The organism is Pseudomonas sp. HP_01, assembly GCF_055284355.1.
Map to the genome: position 1 here is coordinate 168,844 of NZ_JBTOPV010000012.1, position 21,304 is coordinate 190,147.

The 21,304-nt window shown below is 56.4% G+C and carries 18 protein-coding genes and 1 tRNA gene; 3 read left to right on the plus strand and 16 right to left on the minus strand.

Going from position 1 to position 21,304, the window contains the following annotated elements:
• The first annotated feature begins 224 nt into the window (after positions 1–224).
• A complete protein-coding gene (locus ACYAR8_RS09425; protein ID WP_108122094.1) occupies positions 225–455 on the plus strand; it encodes a DUF6555 family protein in 231 nt (76 codons plus the stop codon).
• A gap of 49 nt (positions 456–504) precedes the next feature.
• Here the strand turns inward: ACYAR8_RS09425 and ACYAR8_RS09430 are convergent, their stop codons facing one another.
• The 3 genes from ACYAR8_RS09430 to ACYAR8_RS09440 form a co-directional block, all read right to left on the minus strand.
• Positions 505–1,176, minus strand: a complete 672-nt coding sequence (locus ACYAR8_RS09430; RefSeq protein WP_463579723.1) for a class I SAM-dependent methyltransferase — start codon at positions 1,174–1,176, stop codon at positions 505–507.
• Positions 1,177–1,499: 323 nt separating this feature from the next.
• Entirely contained in the window at positions 1,500–2,330 is an 831-nt protein-coding gene (locus tag ACYAR8_RS09435) for an undecaprenyl-diphosphate phosphatase (RefSeq protein ID WP_108122098.1), read from the minus strand.
• A 119-nt stretch (positions 2,331–2,449) separates the two neighbouring features.
• Positions 2,450–3,505, minus strand: a complete 1,056-nt coding sequence (locus ACYAR8_RS09440; RefSeq protein WP_463579724.1) for a WecB/TagA/CpsF family glycosyltransferase — start codon at positions 3,503–3,505, stop codon at positions 2,450–2,452.
• On the opposite strand from ACYAR8_RS09440, the gene ACYAR8_RS09445 reads away from it, so the two are divergent.
• On the plus strand, positions 3,492–4,472 hold the full coding sequence (locus ACYAR8_RS09445; RefSeq protein ID WP_463579725.1) for a glycoside hydrolase family 5 protein: 981 nt from the start codon (positions 3,492–3,494) through the stop codon (positions 4,470–4,472). The genes ACYAR8_RS09440 and ACYAR8_RS09445 overlap by 14 nt on opposite strands.
• A gap of 32 nt (positions 4,473–4,504) precedes the next feature.
• Here ACYAR8_RS09445 and ACYAR8_RS09450 read toward each other — a convergent pair whose 3' ends face one another.
• The 9 genes from ACYAR8_RS09450 to ACYAR8_RS09490 form a co-directional block, all read right to left on the minus strand.
• Positions 4,505–5,635, minus strand: a complete 1,131-nt coding sequence (locus ACYAR8_RS09450) for an acyltransferase family protein (RefSeq protein ID WP_108122101.1) — start codon at positions 5,633–5,635, stop codon at positions 4,505–4,507.
• A 19-nt stretch (positions 5,636–5,654) separates the two neighbouring features.
• Positions 5,655–7,040, minus strand: a complete 1,386-nt coding sequence (locus tag ACYAR8_RS09455) for an undecaprenyl-phosphate glucose phosphotransferase (protein WP_108122103.1) — start codon at positions 7,038–7,040, stop codon at positions 5,655–5,657.
• Between the two features lie 181 nt (positions 7,041–7,221).
• A complete protein-coding gene (locus ACYAR8_RS09460) occupies positions 7,222–7,746 on the minus strand; it encodes a polysaccharide biosynthesis/export family protein (RefSeq protein ID WP_108122105.1) in 525 nt (174 codons plus the stop codon).
• A 32-nt stretch (positions 7,747–7,778) separates the two neighbouring features.
• Complete coding sequence (locus ACYAR8_RS09465) at positions 7,779–8,891, minus strand: outer membrane beta-barrel protein (protein WP_463579726.1); 1,113 nt, start codon at positions 8,889–8,891, stop codon at positions 7,779–7,781.
• A gap of 112 nt (positions 8,892–9,003) precedes the next feature.
• On the minus strand, positions 9,004–10,236 hold the full coding sequence (locus ACYAR8_RS09470) for an MATE family efflux transporter (protein WP_108122108.1): 1,233 nt from the start codon (positions 10,234–10,236) through the stop codon (positions 9,004–9,006).
• Positions 10,233–11,336: an acyltransferase family protein gene (locus ACYAR8_RS09475; protein WP_463579727.1), complete on the minus strand. Its 1,104-nt coding sequence runs from the start codon at positions 11,334–11,336 to the stop codon at positions 10,233–10,235. The genes ACYAR8_RS09470 and ACYAR8_RS09475 overlap by 4 nt, the downstream gene beginning before the upstream one ends.
• Entirely contained in the window at positions 11,333–12,457 is a 1,125-nt protein-coding gene (locus ACYAR8_RS09480; RefSeq protein ID WP_108122112.1) for a glycosyltransferase family 4 protein, read from the minus strand. Before ACYAR8_RS09480 ends, ACYAR8_RS09475 begins: the two co-directional genes overlap by 4 nt.
• Complete coding sequence (locus tag ACYAR8_RS09485; RefSeq protein WP_463579728.1) at positions 12,454–13,767, minus strand: hypothetical protein; 1,314 nt, start codon at positions 13,765–13,767, stop codon at positions 12,454–12,456. Before ACYAR8_RS09485 ends, ACYAR8_RS09480 begins: the two co-directional genes overlap by 4 nt.
• A gap of 8 nt (positions 13,768–13,775) precedes the next feature.
• Complete coding sequence (locus tag ACYAR8_RS09490) at positions 13,776–16,010, minus strand: polysaccharide biosynthesis tyrosine autokinase (RefSeq protein ID WP_108122116.1); 2,235 nt, start codon at positions 16,008–16,010, stop codon at positions 13,776–13,778.
• Between the two features lie 605 nt (positions 16,011–16,615).
• On the opposite strand from ACYAR8_RS09490, the gene ACYAR8_RS09495 reads away from it, so the two are divergent.
• The gene (locus ACYAR8_RS09495) at positions 16,616–18,058 is read left to right on the plus strand and encodes a mannose-1-phosphate guanylyltransferase/mannose-6-phosphate isomerase (RefSeq protein ID WP_108122117.1); all 1,443 of its coding nucleotides are present in this window, start codon (positions 16,616–16,618) and stop codon (positions 18,056–18,058) included.
• A 398-nt stretch (positions 18,059–18,456) separates the two neighbouring features.
• Here ACYAR8_RS09495 and ACYAR8_RS09500 read toward each other — a convergent pair.
• From ACYAR8_RS09500 to bamC, 4 genes are all read right to left on the minus strand, one after another.
• Positions 18,457–18,546: transfer RNA gene (locus ACYAR8_RS09500), tRNA-Ser, on the minus strand.
• A 104-nt stretch (positions 18,547–18,650) separates the two neighbouring features.
• Positions 18,651–19,364: a phosphoribosylaminoimidazolesuccinocarboxamide synthase gene (gene purC, locus ACYAR8_RS09505; RefSeq protein ID WP_037017287.1), complete on the minus strand. Its 714-nt coding sequence runs from the start codon at positions 19,362–19,364 to the stop codon at positions 18,651–18,653.
• A 60-nt stretch (positions 19,365–19,424) separates the two neighbouring features.
• Positions 19,425–20,183, minus strand: coding sequence for an MBL fold metallo-hydrolase (locus ACYAR8_RS09510; RefSeq protein WP_108122119.1), 759 nt, complete (start codon positions 20,181–20,183; stop codon positions 19,425–19,427).
• Entirely contained in the window at positions 20,184–21,299 is a 1,116-nt protein-coding gene (bamC, locus tag ACYAR8_RS09515; RefSeq protein ID WP_463579729.1) for an outer membrane protein assembly factor BamC, read from the minus strand.
• Between the last annotated feature and the right edge of the window lie 5 nt (positions 21,300–21,304).

The window sequence follows — 21,304 nt, forward strand, 5'->3', positions numbered from 1 at the left end:
GATTGCGAAATGATGGGGGGAAGTCATCGGACCGGTCAGGAATTCGCCTGTCACCGCGAGCAAATCAACTGTCTGCGGTCACAGATAAAACTAACGGTGGCAGGCTGCCCTCTTCGCGTGATGAAGTCGGCATCGTGGTCACAGATTCGCCGCGCTGAAAGGATTTACACATTGAACTGGCGATAAGCCAGTGCAGTCACATTGATATCAGACCGGAGATATCAATGTCAGACCAGCGCATCTTTCGTATCCACTACCGCTTTCTGGACGAGCAGCGAGTGTTCCTACAACCAGACACAGTGCTGGAAGAAGCAGACGCCTGGTACTACGCCTGCCTGCACGCAGGCATTGGCGTGCTGCACAACCTGTCCAAGACACGGGAAGAGCTGACCGCGCTGATCACCCATGGCCGGCGGTATGGTTTGACGGACGTGCGCTGGGGAGAGTGGGTCTGATGGTTCTGCCCAGCCCTCCGCCGGCGCTTTTTGCAGAAGGCGGTTGACGCTATCCAATCCGCTGGATCACATAGCTCGTCTCAAAGCCGTGAACACATCCGATCACGTTGAATCCCTTGAAATAGCCCGTCGCGCGAAGCAAATCCACAGCAGGGCCTACTTCAGGTGAATGCTGGAAGTCGCCGTAGTCGTCAAACACGATAAACCCGCCCGTGACGACGCTTGGCGAGTACAGCAGGAAGTCCAGCAGCACATTGCGCCCGGCGTGGCCGCCATCGATGTGCAAGAGCGCCACCTTTGGCGACAGGTTGTAGAAGCGCTCGGCACACAACTCCGAATACCCCCTCAGCACCAGGGCGTTCGAAAACAGCTTCTCCTGGTAGTAACTGAATTCTTCAAACTGGTTGGGCAGCTCAAAGGGATCAATCCCGATGATGCGGCGCTCGCGGTTGCAGACCTCATTCATCAGCACCAGCGACTTGCCCTTCCAGACACCAATCTCGACCACGTCGCCGGGGATGCCTTCGACCAGAAGCGCCAGGTAACCCAGTAACCGCACATGATCGTGAAACGACAACTCCTTGCGCGGCATCGCCCGCTCCGCCGGCAACGTGCTCTGCGCCTGCTCGAAGTGCTTGCCGATCAACGTCCAGATCTGGGCGATCGAGTCATTGAGTTCCGGGTTGCTGATGAAATCGTTGAGCTCTTGGATGGTAGTCATGGCTTCTCTGACTGGCTGGAAGGGTGCAGGGATTGGGGGATGGAGCGTGGAGCGATCTCGTGCCGCGAGTGGGCGTGAGATCGAGAGTAGGCGGGGGTTGGGGAAAGTAAAGGCCCGAGCACACCATTCTGGATGCTCGATTATCGATGTGCCGCAAACCCGGGCTCATTATCAGTACATGATCCCGGATCCGGCAACCCGCAGCCCTCGTACCACGTTGTCAGGAGGGCTTGTGACTTCAGCGTTTAGCCTGTGTGCGACGGCGGACTATTTTGTTCAACACTCAGCAGTCACGGCCGGCACTGAGTGGCAGCAGCAGGGACTCATCCCTGGGCTGTGGACCAGTCAACCCAATGGAAGTGCCAGGTCATGAGAATCAGCAAACCGAACGCAATTCTGTAGTAGGCAAACACTGCGTAACTGTGGCTTGCGATGAACTTCAACAAACCGCGCACGGCAATCATCGCGAAGACAAACGACACCACAAAGCCAAGGGCAAATACGGGCAAGTCCTCGGCGACAAACAGGTGGCGGTATTTATAGCCGGAATACACGGCTGCACCGACCATGGTGGGCATCGCCAGAAAGAATGAAAATTCGGTCGCAGCCGTCCGCGACATTCCGAACAATAATCCACCGATTATCGTCGACCCGGAGCGCGAGGTTCCGGGGATCATTGCCAGGCATTGAGCGAACCCTATCTTCAGGGCATCACTCCAGCGCATGTCATCCACCTCCTCCACGCGAACGGTATGATTACGCTTCTCCGCCCACAACATCACACATCCACCAACAATCAGAGCGACCGCAACGGTGATCGGGTTGAACAAGTACTCATGAATGGTATCGGCGAACAAGACACCCAGTACAACGGCAGGAAGAAAGGCAATAACAAGGTTGGCCGTGAAGCGCCGGGACGCGGGCTGAGTCCTCAAACCGCCGACGGTGGTAAAGATCTTGCGTCGAAAGGCCCACACCACCGCAAGAATGGCGCCTAACTGGATAATGATATTGAACGCCATTGCGCGCTCACCACCAAAGTTCAAAAGATCCGCCACGATAATCTGGTGACCGGTGCTGGAGACAGGCAAAAACTCTGTGAGCCCCTCCACCACGCCCAATATAATTGCCGAAGCATTTGCCGTAATGTCCATCATTTATCCTTGCTAACGCCGCCGCACTTTAGTGATCCTGGACATGGAATCAGCGTTCGCCAAGTTCCATGACAGCCCGTTCGAATATCCGCTACTGCCGGGTTAGGCCGGGCTACTCTTTACTGCCCTCTCGTAGAAACTTTATTCGGAGTCTCCACTTCGACCACCGACACCTGTTCCACAGGTTTAACTGGGTTACCCGTCGGGGAGGCTTCGGGCCTTGCCTGGGAAGCGAGTACCGGTTGTTCACTGCGCCCGGACGGATTGACCGCTGTGGTTGCGCCGGCTTTTGTTGCGGATTGTGTGGCTTCGCCTCTCATAATGTTGCGAAGCACATACATGAAAAACACCGGAATCCCGATGACATAGCGTTGGCACAGACGCTTGGGTTCCTTGCACAGTCTGTAGAGCCACTCCGTTCCCGTACGGCGCATGATCTCTGGAGCTCGGTCCACACGGCCTGATGCAAAATCAAGGATCGCACCCCCACAAACGATGATTGCAGGCCCCGTTATTTGTGCCTTCAACAGCTGCGCAACCTGTTCCTGCTTGGGCATACCCATGGCAAGAATAATCACAGCGAGACTCGAGGCGATATGCCGGGCTTTAAACATATCTACATACATTCCCGGGGACTGAAATCCGTCAAGCGAGACAATGTCTCTGGACCCGGTCAGTGCTTCGGCGCCGAGGGTCAGCCAAGGCTCCTGAGTACCAAAAGCAAAGTATTGGATCGGGCGAGGTGTGCCTTCGCCCAGTCTCGCAATAAGATTGGGAATAAAATCAGTACCATTGAGATTCAAACCCGGATAGAGGCCATTCAACTTGCAGGCCATCTTGATGCCTATCCCATCACGAAGCAGACAGTCTATTTTTTCAAAGCTATCTCTAACATCGGCACGCTGTTCAATTAGATTATAGGCATGCTGATTCAAGAACCCCACGACCAATGGCTTATCGGTGTGGGCAATTTGCGTGAGCAGCGAGTCATAACCTACTGCATCGAGGAGCGACAGCCAATCCAACGCGCTCTCGGTACTATTTACCTGTGTCATATATTTCTCGATTGTAGATAATGGCCCAACACCCATTGAAGGATTTGATGCCTTGAAAATGTTCGGAAACAGGTTTCTCTTTTCATGCGGTCTGCTGCTGAGCCCCATGATGGTGATCAACGCGGTGCAGTCGGCGAATCTTCCTTTGGTGCAAATCAACCTTGCGGGTGCCGCATTTGGAGAACAGAAATTGCCCGGCACCCTGGGCTACAACTATTTTTTTCCGACGTTGAATGACCTTGAACAGTGGCGTGTCAGGCATTTGAAGGTGATACGTTTCCCGATACTGTGGGAACGATTGCAGCCGCGCCTCAACGGCGATTTCGATCCCGCCTACGCGGCGTTGATCGACACGTTCCTGACCCAAGTGAGCCAGAAAGGCATGACTGCCATTCTGGATATTCACAACTACGGGGCTTACCGTGGCAAGGCCGTAGGTTCGAGTGAAGTGCCTTTGGCCGCTTACCGCGATCTCTGGAGCCGGATCGCCGGACGATGGCACAACAGAGCCGGGCTTCATGGCTACGACTTGATGAATGAGCCGCACGATAAGGCTGATGCCGGCTGGCCTGCCGCCGCTCAGGCGGGCATTGACGGCGTGCGCTCCGTTGACACGACCCGCCCTATCTACGTCGAAGGACGTGCATGGTCCAGCGCGGCGCTTTGGCCCGCGCTCAACGATGATCTTCTTGACCTCAAAGACCCTTCCGATCAGTTGATCTTCTCGGCGCACCTTTACCTGGATAGCAATGGAAGCGGGACTTACCAGAGCGGCCCGGGATTGCTGTTCGATCCGATGGTGGGCGTCGACCGCGCCAAGCCGTTTGTTGAATGGCTCGAGCGCAACGGTAAACAGGGCCATATCGGCGAGTTTGGCTTCCCAGGGGATGATGCGCGCTGGCACGAAGCTGGCAAATTGCTCCTCCAATACCTGAAGGCGCATTGCATTCCCGTCGCCTATTGGGCCGCGGGCTCCATGTGGGGCAGCTACCCGCTGTCCATTGAACCCGCCAATGGTGTGGACCGCCCGCAATGGAAAACGCTTGCGCCGTTTGTGAACTCCGGCGAGTGCAAAGGCCGGTTCTGACGCAGCGTGCTGCCCTACCCGACCTTCAGTCATCAGATACGACCACCGCGAGTCATTTCAGGCAGTGGTTGTCGGCCCTTGTAAGCATCACGGATGAACCGCTGCGCCGGCATTTCGAAATGTTTGAATACGAAATAGGAAAGCAGCAGCGTGATCCCGACGAAGCAGCAAAACAGCAGCGGACTGTATCCAGGGATGGCCATCCCCAGAGCAGTAAACGCAATGGCGACGCAGAGCTGAATCGGAAAATGGATCAGGTAGCTGGCATATGTCAGATTCCCCAACACTTCGATCATTCGCTGCAATGGCGGCGAGACCTTGAAATCCGTTGCCGCGACGTAAAGCAGTATGGGTACATAAAACATCAAGAACAGAGGCGCAAAAGAGCCGCGGCTTGCAAGACCGGTGATACCTGCGGCGACGGGTACGATGACGAGCAGGGAGCAGGCGACGATGGTAAGAAGCTTGTGGAATCGGGTGTCTCTGAAATAACGCAGCGCGATGGCCGACAATCCGCCGATGTAAAAGACAGCGAAGCAGTCAAGGATGGGCGTGTGCAGGCCCGCAACCTTTAGCGCCGCGCAGCCTCCCACCACGGCAATATTGATCAGTGCTGACTTTCCCAACACCCTCAGGCCGAGGAAGAAACCCAGGTAGACAAGTACCTCAATGGACACTGACCAGATGGGGCCGTTAAAGCTTTCGCCATCCTGGAAGCCCCAATTGCTGGCCATAAACAGCTGCAATGCAAAATGCTTGAGGTCATTGAACATAAAGACCATGTAGTGGCCATGGCCACTGAAATACACCACCTGCAGTCCGGCGACAATGAACAGCGTCACGATGTGCAGCGGGTACAACCGGGAAAAACGCAACACAAAAAACTTTGCAGGCGACATCAGACGTGCCGCCAGAACATCCCGATATTTCCAAAAGAAGATGAACCCACTGATGCACCAGAATACCTGGACGCCGTAGTAGCCATATTCATAGAAAAGTTTCAGCAATCCATAAAACGGCTGTTGCTCTCTGATAAAGCCAACGGGCGCATCGGCGACGTAGAAGAAATGCTGGTAATGCCATACCAGCACAGCAAACGCCGCCGCGAACCGAATGATCTCCAGGCCCAGCAGTTTACTGCCGGTTTGTTTTACAACGTCCATGGCGAGAACCCTATCTTAATCAGTAAATATTTCGGGAGAACAAAGTAAAGGGCGTTTTGACGAGGATCTTCAAATCAAGCCACAAGGACCAGTGATTGATGTATTCCAGATCTTTCGCGACCCGCAGTTGCATTTTTTCAATGGTCTCGGTTTCACCGCGCAAGCCGCTGATTTGCGCCAGACCGGTAATCCCCGGTTTGATGCGATGACGCGCCATATAAGCCCGGATCTTGTCGCTGTAATAATGATTATGAGAGACCGCATGGGGCCGAGGGCCCACCAGCGCCATTTCACCCATCAGCACGTTTATCAATTGCGGGAGTTCATCTACTGACGATTTGCGAAGCAGCGCGCCGACTCGTGTGATGCGAGGATCACTGCGTGTGGCCTGGGTGGTAACGGGTGTATCGGCATGCACACGCATGGAGCGGAATTTCCAGACCCGAATGATGCCGCCGTTCCAGCCATGGCGAGGCTGACGGAAAAACACGGGGCCTGGTGATGACGCCTTGACAGCAATCGCCACAACCACCAGCAGCGGACTCAGCGCCAACAAGCCCAGCAACGCCAGACTGCGGTCGAACAACTCTTTTGCAAATGCCGCAGCCGGGTGAGAACTGCGCGTGGTTTCGTTAAGGTAGATCGCAGGCAGCTGTTCGATTTGTGCGATGGACTGGTTAAGCAGAGGCATCGAACTCAGGTCCGGGACCCAGACAACGTCAACACTCATGTCCAGCAGATCAATGTAAATTTGGGTGGTCAGCGCGTTTTGTTCCAGCGGCAAAGCGATATAGACGCGCCTAACGGTACCCGCTTCAATCATTCCACGAAGATCACCCAAGTGGCCGATCACCTTTGAAGGGCCCTGCACAACGGGCTCGTCAGGTCCCAGGGTGAGCATCCCAAGCAGCGGTACACGCGGGCGCAGACGCTGGGCAAGGTCCTGAGCGATCGGGCCTTGGCCGATGATCACCGACGTACGATTTTCGCGCAGTTGGCGCGCATGGCGCACGGCCAGGTAGCGCAGAGGGATAAAAGCCAACGCTTGGACGACAAAGCCACACACCGCCCAGTCGCGGAGAATCTCTTTATCCAGTGATTCAAAACCGCCCACCCATACAAAAGCTAAAACGCCACACAGCAGGATTGTCCAGCCGACCAGAAGCCTGAGCAAGCCGGCGATGTAGCCAAATCGTTTGTGATAGACCCGCACAAAACTGTACGCCGGCACGGACCCAAGGACGGTGATGGTTGCGAGCGCGCGGTATTCGGGGCTGAAAGTGCCCACACGGTGAATGACCATCACAAACAAAAACATGCAAACAGCACTGAGCGCGGCGGCCCAGTGTGCCCAGAAGGTCAGTCCGCGACGATTGGCAGCAGGATTAGTACGTTGAGCGATCATCTAAAACCCTCACTAGTCTCATTACATTGCCTGCCAACCGTTACGCACGACGCACCGCGCCAATGTTAACTACGAAGCTAAAGGCAATACTCCAGCGTCAGGGCAACTTTCAGTCACCCGTACTTTGCGAAAATGGCCGTCCGCCGACCGGTTGTTTCCAGTCGGTTTTGTCAGCGGCTAATTAGAAGAAACCCTGGTCGACAGTGATTGCATCTCCCGGGTGAATGTCCGTCCCCAACGTAGCCTTTTCAACACCGCGCCTGGCATCGTTGCCACGAATAATACTCACACGCTTATCAGAACCTCGTTCAGTAAGACCGCCCGCCCGCGCAATGGCACGGTCAAGTGTCAAACCAGGTTCATAGGGATACCCCCCCGGGTTCTTGACTTCACCACTGATGAAAAAATCGCGGTAGGTAACAACACTCACCGACACGCGAGGGGAAACGAGGTAACCGTCACGCAGTTTGTTACTGATCGCTTGTTCCACTTCCGATGGTGTTTTTGCGCGTGCATCCACGGTGCCAATAAATGGATAACTGAACGTACCGGAGTCATTCAGGCGAATTTCCTCAAAGCTCAGGTCCGGCTCGCCGAACACGCTCACTTTCAAGACGTCACCGGAGCTAAGACGGTAAGGCGCCTCGGCCGCGGTCACCAGACCGGTAACAAACAACAGCGCCATCAACGCGTATCTAATGATCATGTTTCAAATCTCCTGTACTGCGGTGTTCTGCTTCAGAGGCTGAATTCAAGGCTCAGCAGATAAAGGTTGCGTGTGTAGGATTCGCTGCTGTCGTTCGAATCATTGTTGGTGTGCTGAACGCGCGCGGTGATGCCGACCCAACGCCGCAAGGCGTACGTCACTTCCCCGCCATAGATATTTCGACGGTCGTCGCGGGCAAGTCCTTCGTATTGACGGTCAGCGTGGGCAATATCGAAGCCCGTTTTGATCCGGGAAGACCATTCGTGCTTCCAACCCAGCGTTGTACTGACTTGATGAATGGACGTCGCATCATCATCGCCTTCGTCATAAGCCTTGCGGGTTTTCAACGAAAAGGTCGAATACGTAAGCGGTTTCCAGTCCACACCCACTTCCCACGTGGGGCTCTTATCGTCCCTGTCGTTGTCCGTAAAATCCTTGCGCTCTTCGCCGATGCGCAAGTTGCCAGTGGTTTGCGCGGTCGCGTCCCAAGTCAGGCCCACCAGAGCGGCGGTACCTACCGAGCTGCGTCCGCTCCGGGTCTGCAGATAGTCGAAGTCCGTGTAACGTATTTCGGCAATCGATCGTGTTTTCCCGGTAAGACGGTGGTACCACGTACCTACCAGCGCTGTGGTGTTACGTTCCTTGTCATCGTTGATGCCGTCGGCATTCTGGTAACGACGCTGCTCGTAGTTGGCCGAGGTATCCAACTGGTTCATGCCTTCAGTTGTTCCCAGGGTGTACCCGAGTCCGGCGTGCTTCAGCGTAAGACGGTCGTTATCGACGTTGTCGGCGGTATCGGAGGTCAGCTCCAGTTTTTTGTAGCTGAAGTCATAGTGCACGCGGCTGATGGAACTGAGCTGCAGCACACTTCGAAACGCCAGGCTTTGGTCGGTGTGACTCGCGGAGCTGACGTCATGGTAGACCTGGTCATCGATTGCATATTCCAGCTGATAGCCGGTGTTCCTGGTGTTCGCCTCCAGGAGCAATGTCGGATTTACCGAAGTAATCCACGAAGACACTCGCTGGCTGTCCTGCAGCGCCCGAAAGTTATCGTCGTAACGTTCGCTGAGTTTGAGGGTCGGCGTGAAATCAAAGCCGGCCACGTCAATGCTGGCAGGTTTATCCGCATAGGCGTTGAAGGACATGCAACCGAGCGCGATAACCCCGCTGGTGGTGATAAGTTTCATAAGGGCATTACCGCAAGTTGCCAGCCGTGGAATGCGGGCTGGGTATCAGTTGCTAAAAGGAAAGGTAGGCTCATGCCAGCAGCGCTCCGCTGATACGCTGCCGCCATACGAAGACGAACACTGCGGCCAGCAACATGGCAACGGCGACACCTGGCAGTTCAAAGGCAGGCGCCAGCGCCAGGATAAGTACGGCAGACAACGCCATCGCGACCATTGAAATTCGCGCAATCCGGGCGTCTTGATGATGCGCATAGAGTATGTTGCCCATACCCTCCGAAACGGTACGCAGCACGGTGGCCAGCAGCATGATCAGGAACACGGCTTTGTGTTGATCGAATTTGTCGTTGCCCAGCTGTGCAAGCAGCGCAGGCATCACCGCGATCAGCAGGATTGACAAGCCCAGGCACCAAAGCCAGATCTCTTTGAGCATGCTTTTGCACACACGCAGAATCACACTCTTGTCGCCCTGATTGACGGCGGCGATGATCGAAGGCGCCTTCGGGCTGGTCACGCCGAACAAAATCACATTGTTGATTGCATTGGTCAGTGCCCAGAAGAACGTATAGATGCCGGTCGCTTCGAGCCCCAGAAAGGTGGTGACCAAAAAACGATCAAGGTAAAGCGCACCGTTATTGCCGATGTCCGCCAAGTAGAAATGTCTGCCCTTGGCAATCATTTCCCGCGCCTGAGCAACATCGAACCCCATGGACTTGAGATAGCCTTGAGTCGCGATGATGACGGCGACCAGCAAGCCGATCAGCAGAAGACTGGCCAGCCAGAAGATCATCATTGCCGGGATAGTGCGATAAGCAGGCTCGAACCATGCCCAAGCAATAAACACGATCGGCCAGGCACCCGAGCGAATGAAGAGAAAGATCGCCGCCGTGTTCGCGCGGAACCGGGAAAGCAAAATGGCGTTAAGGTCCGATCCCAGGTTTTCCAAAAACAGCGTGATCGCCACCAGAGCTATCAGTGGAAGTTGATCAGCAGGCAAGACAAATGCGAGCACGGCGACGATCACGGGCGTCAGCAGCAAATGCAAAAGTGCCGTCACGCCGACGCGCGTCGTGCCCAGCTTCAGGGCGGCCTCGGTATTGAGGTCGACCAAGGCGCGACCTGTCGGCCCATTGAGGCCCAGCCCGAACAACGCCGGCACCAGGGTCGCCCCTACGGCGATGAGGCCATAAAAGCCGAGGTCGGCGAGCGTCATCTCCCGCGCTATGAATAACGTCAGTAGAAACTTCGACAGTAATCCGCTGGCGCGCAGCCCGAGGAGGAACAGCGTTCCCAAGAGTCGGCTCATTTAAACCGCTCCAGTAGCTGCATGGCCGGCTTCTCATACAAGCGGTATGTGACGATACCGACCACTGCCGAAAGGATGAGTGCGGCTAGCAAAAACAGGAGTGCCGATGGCCCGGCGTCTGCTGAGAAATGCAGGAAGATGATGCGCAAAGCGGCCAGAGAAAACACGTGCGTGAGATAGATGCTGTAAGAAGCGTCTCCCAGCAAACGGAGCAGTGGCATGTTCAAGGTGCGATTCTTTGCTTCCAGGCTGCAGATGCAATAGATGATGACGGCCGCAGGCAATCCGAAAGTCAGCGGACGCAATGGCGCATGATGAAGGTCGGCATACAGCAGCAGCGCAGCGGCGCTGACAGCGGCAAGGACAGCAAACAGTGGAGCCAGAAACCAGCGGCGCTGCAGGAGCACCCCGACGCCCATCCCTAGTATGAATTCGAAAATAATCGGATTGCTGTAGTAGCTCAAAGGCCCGTTGCCGATCAGATCTGCGACGCCTGCCCACACCAGCAGCGCGAACGCGCAAGGGATAAGCACCAATCGCATCGAGGGCTTGAGCAGAATACACAGCGCAAATATCAGGTAAAAAAACATCTCATAGTTGAGTGTCCAGCCGGGGACCAGCACCGGCGTGTAGAGCAGGTTATCCGGCGCAGTCTCTGCGAATGCAGGATTTTGCGCCGGAATAAAGAGCAGCGACGACACGAAATGCGACGTTACAAAGACGGTACTTTTGAGCAACGTCGGCGCTAACAGCGCAGCGACGCCTGCGGCAATCGTTAGCGCCCAATAGAGCGGAGCAATGCGGAGCAGCCGCTTGCGCATGAAGGCCCAAGGGGTAGTTTGGCTGCGAGCCGTGGTTATCCACATCAACAGGCCACTGAGCACGAAGAACAGGTCTACTCCCGATTCACCAAACAACGGAAAGCTTCCCGCGACAGAGGTGAAATTTTGCAGCTGCAGCACGCCATGGAAATACACCACCATCAAGGCAGCCACGCCGCGCAGGTATTGCAACGAGGTCAACGTCAGGTGTGCAGATGCAGCCGCACGCGGTGTTTGACCGTTCCAGACATGCGGTTGCAAGGTATCCGACCCGCTCATGCCGCACGCCCTTTCCTGGAAGAGGTGCTGGCCAGAACGCGCTCATACACCGAGAAGATGTCTTGAGCGACAGACACCCAGGAGAACTGCTCGGCGTATAAAACCGCAGCATTGGCAGCAGAGGGATTCCATTGACCGATCAGGCGCTCGTAAGCCCGCTCGAAGTCCTGGAACTGATAGTCAAAGAGCTGACCGCTTTGCGAATCGCGTACGAAGTCATTAAAGGACGGCGGGGCCGAGCACAGTAATGGCACCAGTCCGTAGGACATCAGTTCTACAACGCCCAGTCCAAAACCTTCGTACTCGGACGCGCTTACCGTAAATCGAGCCGTGGCCAGATGATGAGCGATCACGTCATCACCCACATCGAGCACCAGTTCAACGCGGTCAGCGCAACCAAGTTGCTCAATCAGCGCCACTAACGTCGACGTGTCGCCGGTTTTGCTGCGGCCAATAATTTTCAATTTGCCGCGCGGGTTGCTCAACGCTGCGTACGCCTGGATAAGCCAGGGCATGCGTTTGTTCGAGCTGAAGCGGCCCAGGTAGACGATGTCATTGCCGCGCTCTACGTCTGCCAACGCACCGAACTTACGCAAGCGGATACCATTGTTGACCAACTGCGCCTGCTTGCTGATGCTGCTGAACAGGGCCTGATCGTTGGTGGAGCAACTCAGTACGGCATCCGCCATGGACAGCGTGGCCCGCGTGACGGTGCGGAAGAACAATTGCTTCAGGCGCTGGTTCTTGGCGGTATGAAAAAATCCGCCATGCGTCGACACCAAAAGCGGTGCGGTGAAGGCGCCCAGCCGCTTCATGGCAGCCAGGTAGTCCACGAAGAAGTCGATGGCGTGGACATGCACAATATCGACTGCATTCAACGTTGCCATGTCGAGCCGGCACAGGGAATAACGCCGGGAAAAGCGCCAGCTCACCCGTTGAACCTCTAGCCCGTCATAGTTAGCCCGCGCCGGTAAGGTTTCGTCCGTCTGGAAGTCAGTATCAAGCGTTATCACCAGCACTCTGTGGCCAGCAGCCAGTTGCTCGCGGGCAAGGTTCTCGACGTAATCTTCCAGGCCCCCTACGCTGGGGCGGAATTGGCGGACGATATGGATGATTTTCACGGTTTTACCGTCCCTGATACAGGTGCGAAAGAGTGAGTGCTCAACACAGAGTTGCGTTGCGGGGCAGACATGAAACCCACCAGCAGCCAGAGCACCGCAGACACCTTGATCGAAAAGATCGCCGTGCCGCCAATCAACAGATTCATGAAGGTATATACGGCCAGTCCATAGGCGCAGCGCCGTTGTTCAGGCGTGTGTTGCGGAACGATGAAACACACATAAAGCCAATGCAGGATCAACCCCAGCACCGTGCTTGAGTAAATAACGTACGGATAGCCGCTATCCATCAGCTTGCCCAGTTCGCTGATCCGCATACCCGCGTACTCGGCAAACCCCATCTTCACGATGATTTGGCCTGTGTGGGCTATACGGCCGACGAGATCGTCACCGGCCGCGTAGGGGTTGGCCAGATAAACGACCACGCCCATGCAGATGATCGCTGGCGCCAGCAACACGTTCAGGTACTTCGGCAAACGCGGATAGATCCAGTAGCCCATCACCGAGACCAAAAATAGAATCGACGTGGTACGGGTGTTGTTCGAGACGATAATAAGTATCGCGGTGGAGGCATGGATCAGCCGCGACCACTTGCCAAGGTGCGGCCACAGCGCAAGCAGGAATACGCATAACACCCCGGCATAGTTCGCCGCCGACACCTGTTCGAGGAAAATCGATGACGTACGCGGCCCGTCGAAGATCCCGAAAGAGAATCGACCCGCAAAGCCCAGCGCATTACGGAACAGACCGCTGTCGTCCAGCTCGAACTCTTCGGTGCCGCGAGTCGCGAAGAAATACTGCGCAGGTCTGAAAAAGCCTGCATAGGTCGTCAGTGAGCTCAATTCGAGAATCAGGAAGCCCAACACGACGCTGCTGCACACCAGCACCGTGCGATCGAGCGTCTTGAAGTTTATGCGCCGTCCCAGACAGACAAAGATGGTGATAATCAGCGCATTGCGGAATGCATCCACAAAGATCTTTTCATTCAACAGACTGACTAACAGCGCCAGGCCGAGAAATCCGCAACAAAACCAGAGCGTATTGGCGCTATCGGGCGTCAAACCGCTACGCAGCAACACCAGTACGCAGGCTGCCAGGATAACAATTTCGCTGGCCGCGACGGCACTGAAACCAATACCGGCGACATGCGCATTGAATATCGCCAGCAAAGCGTTGTACCCCACGGCCAGCAGCGTCAGCCAGACGATTCGGTAATCGATCTGTTCGGCCGGCACGAAGACGGACGTGCCGAATGACTGCCCGTCCTGCGCCAGTGGGCGCTGCCATGTGGGGTTGAGCGTATAAGCGCGCATGGGCAGCCTTACTTGCCCGACAGCTTAGGGCTGCCAGAGGCGCTGTAATCAAAGTAATCGTAAAAACCGTCGTAGCTGTAACCGCCACTGGCCGCTTTACGAATATCGACCTGATTAAGCACAACACCCGAGATGTTGGCGTGGTTATGCTGCAAGCGCTGCAAGGCCTTGGTCGCTTGGGTGCGGGAGGTGGCGTCGGCACGAACCACGTAGATCACTGCATCAGCGCTGCCGGAAAGCATGATGGCGTCGCTTACTGCATGCAGAGGCGGCGAATCGATAATGATCCGGTCATATTGCTCGCCCAAGTCCTTGAGCAACGCTCTGAAACGGCCCGATGCCAGCAACTCCAGCGGACGCGCGCCGGCAGTACCGATACACAAGACATCGATGTCGTTGATCCGGTGTACGCAACTCGAAAGCGGCGCGTTACCTTCCAGAAGATTGCCCAAACCAGGCGTAGTCACCGGCAGGCCAAAGGTGGCGGTCAGCCTGGAGCGCCTGAAGTCAGCATCTATCAACAACACCCGTTCCAGCTGGCCGAATGCAACCGCCAGGTTCACCGCTACAGTCGTCCTGCCCTCGCCAGGCACGGTAGACGTCACCAGGACGACCTTTTGAGCACGCTGGATATCGTTCATCAAGACGCCGGTCCTGATCGTGCGAATGGCCTCTGCGAATGTGCGCCGCTTGTCATTGCTGAACATGCGCGCGAGCTCGGTCGTGCTCCCCTTGACCTTTGGAACCACGCCTAACAACGGCACCTCGAGAATGCTTTCTACCTGCTCGACACTACGGAACGTCGGGTTCAATGCCTCACGAATCAGTGTCAGCACACAGCCAATCAACAGTCCGATGAGGGCCGCGAGTGCCACCAGGAGCGATTTCTTTGGTTTGATGGGTGCAGTCGGGGCAACCGCCTGGTCCACGACCCGGATATAGGCAGTGTCAAGGTCGGAAGTGGCCGTGGTTTCACGCAAACGCGTCATGAATGTGTCGTACAGCGCGCGGTTGCCATCCACCTCGCGTTGCAGTTCGCGGAGTTTGAACTCCTTGCGAGAAATGTCCTGAATTTGCGACTTGTTGGCGTCGAACGAGCTCTGCAGGGAGCCTTCGTTGGCCACGGCCAATTGATACGCACGCTCGATACCGGCAACCACCTGCTCGACTTGAGAACGCAGGCTGGCTGACGCGGCGGTCAGATCCGAGCGGGCGGCTTCCATGGCGGGGTGCCGATCGCCGTAACGGCTCGACAGCTCATCGACCTTGGCTTGAGCCTTGGCTTTCTCGGCCTTGAACTTCTGCACGACCGGATCCGCCAGGACGGCGGGGACACTGGCCAGCTTCTCCCATCCGCCTGCGCTCATTTTCTGCACCTGGCGATACTGACTTTCGGCTTCGGCGCGCTGGCGTCGCGCATCGATCATGCGTTCGCCGGTCAGGGACAGCTCGCTTGCACTGATCGTGCTGACGCCTTGAACATCTACCAGTTTTTCTGCTTCGCGATAAGCCTGGAGCCGGTCTTCGGACTCTTTCAGTACTTCGGCCAACTCGCCCAAACGACTGTTCATCCAGGCCGTGGCGGTATTTGACACACCCACGGTCGCTCTCAACTGCCCTTCCATGTAGGCAGCTGTCAGCGTGTTCGCTGCCTGTGCAGCCGCTTGGGCATCAGCCATGTCGACCTGAATCTGAACCAGCTGACTTTTACCCAGTTGCTCAACCTGCACCCTGTCGAGGAAGCGACTTGCGACCAGATCCTGAACCTGTGCTTCAGTCGGTGGAACCTTAGGCGTTGCCGGACTGCCAATACCGACCGCTGCGAGCCTCGCCTGCATTCGGGCAATCAAACCAAAATTATGCGTCGGGTCGAATTCGGGGTGATGGCTGAGGTCAAGCGTGGCCACAACGCGACTTGCGATGGCGCGCGACTTCAGCAACTCGAACTGCGTTTCCAGGTATTGGTTGGCCGCGCCGGCATCTGCGGTGGTCTTGGACTGATCGAAGGACACCACCTTTGCGTTCTTATCGCTGATCTGCAAAACAGCTGTTGCGCGATAGATCGGCGTGAGGTTAATGGCCACGACCGAGGCGATGCCGGCCACTGCGGCAGTCAGTGCGAGAATGCTGTATTTATTGCGCCACAGGGTGCGCAGCAATTGCAGCAAATCAATGTTTGACTGGGTCTGCAGCCTATGAGCACCTGTAGGAGTGGTTCTCAATTCGAAAGTATTGCCGGGCATGGTTCGGTCTCAAAATTGAGGAGGTCGATATCATCACGTGCGTTACTCGCGCTTATGACATGCACGAAAATCGAGGACAGTACCGAGCTTCATTCCGCCTGCCAGCAGAAAGTGTGCGCAGGCGCTAGCTGACCGGCACCCTTATAAGGGCGCCGGACGAATAAGTGTTGTGACAGCACAAATGCGAAGTTACCTGCCGTATAACAGGCAAACCAAAAAGGAAGTTATAGCTGCGGTGTTTTTTTGTTTTGGCGAAGCGGCGCCTGGAAGCCATCTCCAGAGGGGTGCCACTATAATGCTGTCACAGAAGATTTCAAGAGGCCCGGAAAAGATTTTTTGAAGAATTTTAAAAATCACTGGCGCTATTACGGCGCCAATATTACGACATGGACTTTGATGGAACTTTTCCGGGGAGCCCTTTTGCCTCAGGTTTTACGGTGCTCTCGAGAAACGGGCATGCAGTCCGTCGGAAAAATATTGCCCATATGGCACACGGCCACTATCATGCGTCTTCGGTTTAGTCTATGCCCCGACAGAGGGGTAACAGGTAGTTAAACTGCCTATCTTTAAGTGTCACCTCCCCGCTAGGTTATTAAGGACTCATCTTGAAGTTAATTCCGGTAATACTATCTGGCGGGGTAGGAAGTCGCCTATGGCCAGCCTCCCGCGAAGCACACCCAAAACCCTTCATGAAACTTGCAGATGGCCAGACTTTACTTCAGAAGACTTTTCTTCGTGCCGCTGCACTTCCCGACGTCACCGAGATAATCACTGTTACCAACAGGGATCTCTTGTTCAAGACAGAAGACGATTACCGGACCCTCGACAGCGCTCACATACTGCAAAGTTTTATACTGGAACCGTTTGGCCGTAATACCGCAGCGGCAATTGCTATAGCGGCGCTGCACTTACGCGACGTACACGGTACAGATGCACACATGTTGGTGCTTGCAGCTGATCATTTGATCCAGGATCAGACAGCTTTCGAACAGGCAGTACTTAAGGCAGTAGAGCTTTCGGACAATAGCTGGATGGTTACCTTCGGCATCCAGCCCTCCCATGCCGAGACCGGCTTCGGCTATCTCGAAGCGGGCCAGGCCCTGGACAAGGGTGATGGCCTGCGAGTGGCCCGATTTGTCGAAAAACCAGACCTGCAGACGGCCGCGGGCTATCTCGAAGCCGGCAACTATTTCTGGAACTCGGGCATGTTCTGTTTTCAGGTTGGTACCGTTCTCGACGAATTGGAACGACATACCCCTGACCTGCTCGCCGCAGTAGCAAAAACAATCGCAGCTTCAAGGCTGGTTGAAGCAGCCGGCCACCGCTGCCTGACCCTGGATGCCCCGTCGTTTGATGAAGTAATCGACATCTCCTTTGATTACGCCGTGATGGAACACTCTGCACGCGTGGCCACTATTCCCTGCAGCATCGGCTGGAGTGACGTCGGGTCATGGAACAGTATCAGTGAGTTGACCGCTCCTGATGACGCAGGGAATCGCTCTAACGGCGAGTTGCTGACACATAACGCCAAGAATAACTTTGTTCAGAGCGAGAACAGATTGGTAGCGCTGACGGGGGTAGAGGACCTGCTCATCGTCGATACACCAGATGCGCTGCTGATTGCCCACAAATCTTGCGCCCAAGATGTGAAGCACATCGCTCAAACGCTCAAGGCGACCGGCCATCCGCTGCACAAATTCCACAGGACAGTCCACCGCCCCTGGGGAACTTTCACAACTCTTGAAGAAGGCGAGCGTTACAAGATCAAGCGCATCGTCGTCAAGCCCAAGGCTTCGCTGTCGCTGCAGATGCATCACCACCGCAGCGAGCACTGGATCGTCGTGAGCGGCATGGCGGTGGTCGTCAATGACGATCAGACAATGATGCTGGCAACCAACGAGTCAACCTACATCCGGGCAGGCCACCAGCACCGCCTTCAAAACCCCGGCGTGATCGATCTGGTGATGATCGAAGTGCAAAGTGGCGACTATGTGGGCGAGGACGACATTGTCCGCATCGAAGATGTGTATGGACGGGTAGAGGCATGAGCGAACCTGCCCCGCTGCGGGTCAGAACACTTACCGATAACGGGCTTCCCCCATCGGCGTAACGGCCGACACACGCCGTCGCATGCCACCACGGTCTCGGGTGGATACTCCTGAAACCGAGTGAACCATGGCCTTCCAGCCACTTGATCCAGCCTCCGCCGCTGCATGGCCCTGTCATGCAGCGGCGTCGCTCTTCGCGCTGCTGAAACCCCGATTGCGGAGCCCCTCCTTTCGCCTGTTGCGCGGCTCAAGTGGTCATGCCTTTTTTCTGGACAGCAGTTATTCAAGAGCAACAAGGCGTGACGAAGCAAAGGCGGCAGAGGACGTCGCGCAGTGATTTGACGCGAGGCAGAAACAAAAAAGCCCCAGAAGCATAGCTTCTGGGGCTTTTCAAATGATGGCGGAGAGATAGGGATTTGAACCCTAGGTACTGTCGCCAGTACAACGGATTTCGAATCCGTCCCGTTCGGCCACTCCGGCATCTCTCCAACGGCGCGCATCATAACAGTTCGTTCGAAGAACGCGAACCCTTTTTACGGATTTTTTCGCGTTCTTTCAGATGCTTGCAGCGTTTTCCGCGTGAAGCGCTGGATCAGAGCGGTACGCCGAGACGCTGGGCGACTTCTTCGTAGGCTTCGATGACATCGCCGAGACCCTGACGGAAGCGGTCCTTGTCCATTTTCTTGCGGGTCTCTTTGTCCCACAGGCGGCAGCCGTCCGGGCTGAATTCGTCACCGAGGACGATCGAGCCGTCGCTGAACACGCCGAACTCAAGCTTGAAGTCGACCAGCAGCAGGCCGGCGTCGTCGAACAGCTTGGTCAGAACTTCGTTGACCTTCAGGGACAGCTCTTTCATGCGAACCAGCTGCTCGGCGGTGCCCCAACCGAACGCGACGACGTGGGAGTCGTTGATGAACGGGTCGCCCTTGGCGTCGTCCTTCAGGAACAGCTCGAACGTGTAAGGGTTGAGCTTCATGCCCTCTTCCACGCCCAGGCGCTTGACCAGGCTGCCGGCGGCGTAGTTACGCACGACGCATTCGACCGGGATCATGTCGAGCTTCTTGACCAGCACTTCGTTGTCGGCCAGCAGTTTGTCGAACTGGGTCGGAATGCCTGCGGCTTCCAGCTTCTGCATGATGAAGGCGTTGAACTTGTTGTTCACCATGCCTTTACGGTCGAGCTGTTCGATGCGCTTGCCGTCGAACGCCGAGGTGTCGTTGCGGAACACAAGGATCAAGCGGTCAGCGTCGTCGGTCTTGTAAACCGACTTGGCTTTGCCGCGGTAGAGTTCTTCACGTTTTTCCATGATGGGCTCCGCTTGCTGAATCTGGCTGAATAATGGGGGGCGAGTCGCCCGTTTGGGACGCTAGGCGATTTCTCGCCAGTCGAGCCCTGAATCCTGATCGGCCAATTGTAGCCAGTCCTCGTCGCACCCAAGGGTGTCGACGAAACATTGCCGGGCCAGATGCGGCAGGTTGTTCTTGCTGCTCAGATGGGCCAGCACCAGGTGCTGCAGATCCTGCCATCCCAACTCGTTCACCAGGCCGGCAGCCTGATGATTGTTCAAATGACCGTGATCACCACCCACACGCTGCTTGAGAAAGTACGGGTACTGACCCCGGGCAAGCAGATCGCGGCAGTGATTGGACTCGACCATGAGGGCATCGAGCCCGCGGTAGCTGTCCAGGACCATCGGGCAATACGAGCCGAGGTCGGTCAACAGGCCGAAGCGCCGGCGCCCGTCGTTGAACACGAACTGCGTCGGCTCCAGCGCATCGTGAGCCACCGACACCACGTCGATCCCCAGATCGCCGATGCGCAGCCCCTGCCCGCCCACCAGTCGAAGACCGGCTTCCACGGGCTTGCGCATGCCGCGCAGCGTGCCGTCGCTGAGGTACACCGGCACATCGTAACGCCGAGACAGCAAACCCACGCCATGCACATGATCGGCATGTTCGTGGGTCACTAGAATGGCGCTGAGCTGTTTGCCACTGACGCCCAGCCTGTCGAGCCGACGTTCGGTTTCCCGTAATGAGAAACCACAATCGACCAGCACGTACGTGTCGTTGCTCGCAACCAGCGTGGCATTGCCACGGCTGCCGCTGCCCAGAACCGCGAAGCGCACTTAACCCAGGTTGTCCTGAATGACGCTCAACACACGACGAGCGACTTCGGTCGGCGCCACGGTGTTGATGTTCTTCTCGACCGTCACCTGAACGTTCTCGCCGACCTTGCTCAGGCGAACCTGATAACGCTCGGCGCGTGCTTCTTTCTCTTCCTTAGACTCTTCACTGCCGAACACGCGACTGAGGAAGCCAGGCTTGTTCTCAGGCTTGTCGGCTTTTTCCGCCAGGTTGATGTAGTAAAGGCCCAGGCTGCGGTTGATGTCTTCAACGCGCCAGTCGCCCTGGTTAAGCGCACGACCGACGCTCGACCATGCGCGATCCAGGTCCGCGCCCAGGTTCAGCACCGGGTTGCCGCTGCCGTCTTCGCTGAGGGAAACACGGCTTGGGGTGTCGAAATCACGCGCCGCCAGCAAGGACACCGAACCGCCCTTCTCGGCAGTACGGGTCAGGCTCGCCAGCATGTCGTCGGTCAGCACGGAATCGAGGCCGACATTGGTGCTGCGCGACGGGAATGCGGGGTCATCTTTGCTGCCAGCCGGACGCTGCACGCTGACCACGTAGATTTCACTGGTGTTGCGCTGCACGCCCGGTTCGATACGAACGCGAAGGCGGGTTTCGGTGCTGCCGGCATCGCCACTCGAACCCATGCGTTTGGCCACCGATGCCGACAACTCGTCCATGCGCTGCCAAGTGGTGTTGAATTCACCGGTCTGCGGACGATCTTCCGCGATGCGGAAACCGTTGTCTTCGAAGTACTGGTGCGCTACTGGCCAGACTTCAGCCGGTGCACGCTGGGCAAGAATCCAGCGGTTGTCGCCGCTCTTCTGCAGCGTGTAGTCGCCGGAGTCCTGAGCAGTGGCCAGCGGTTGCGGACGCGGCACGGTGAATTCACCCTTCTGGGTGTCGTCGGCAACGTTGCGCGGGATCGGCAGCAACGGGTCCAGGCGTTTGACTTCCTGAACGCCTTCGGGCAATTGCATCGGCGGCTTCTGGGTCGCTTCCAGATAATCGCTGCTGCGATCGCGGAAATAACCGTCCTGGCCAAAAAGCCAGCTGCAACCGCTGGTGCTGGAGATAATCAAGGCTAGTGCGGAAAGTCCGGCCAGTCGCTTCATTGCGT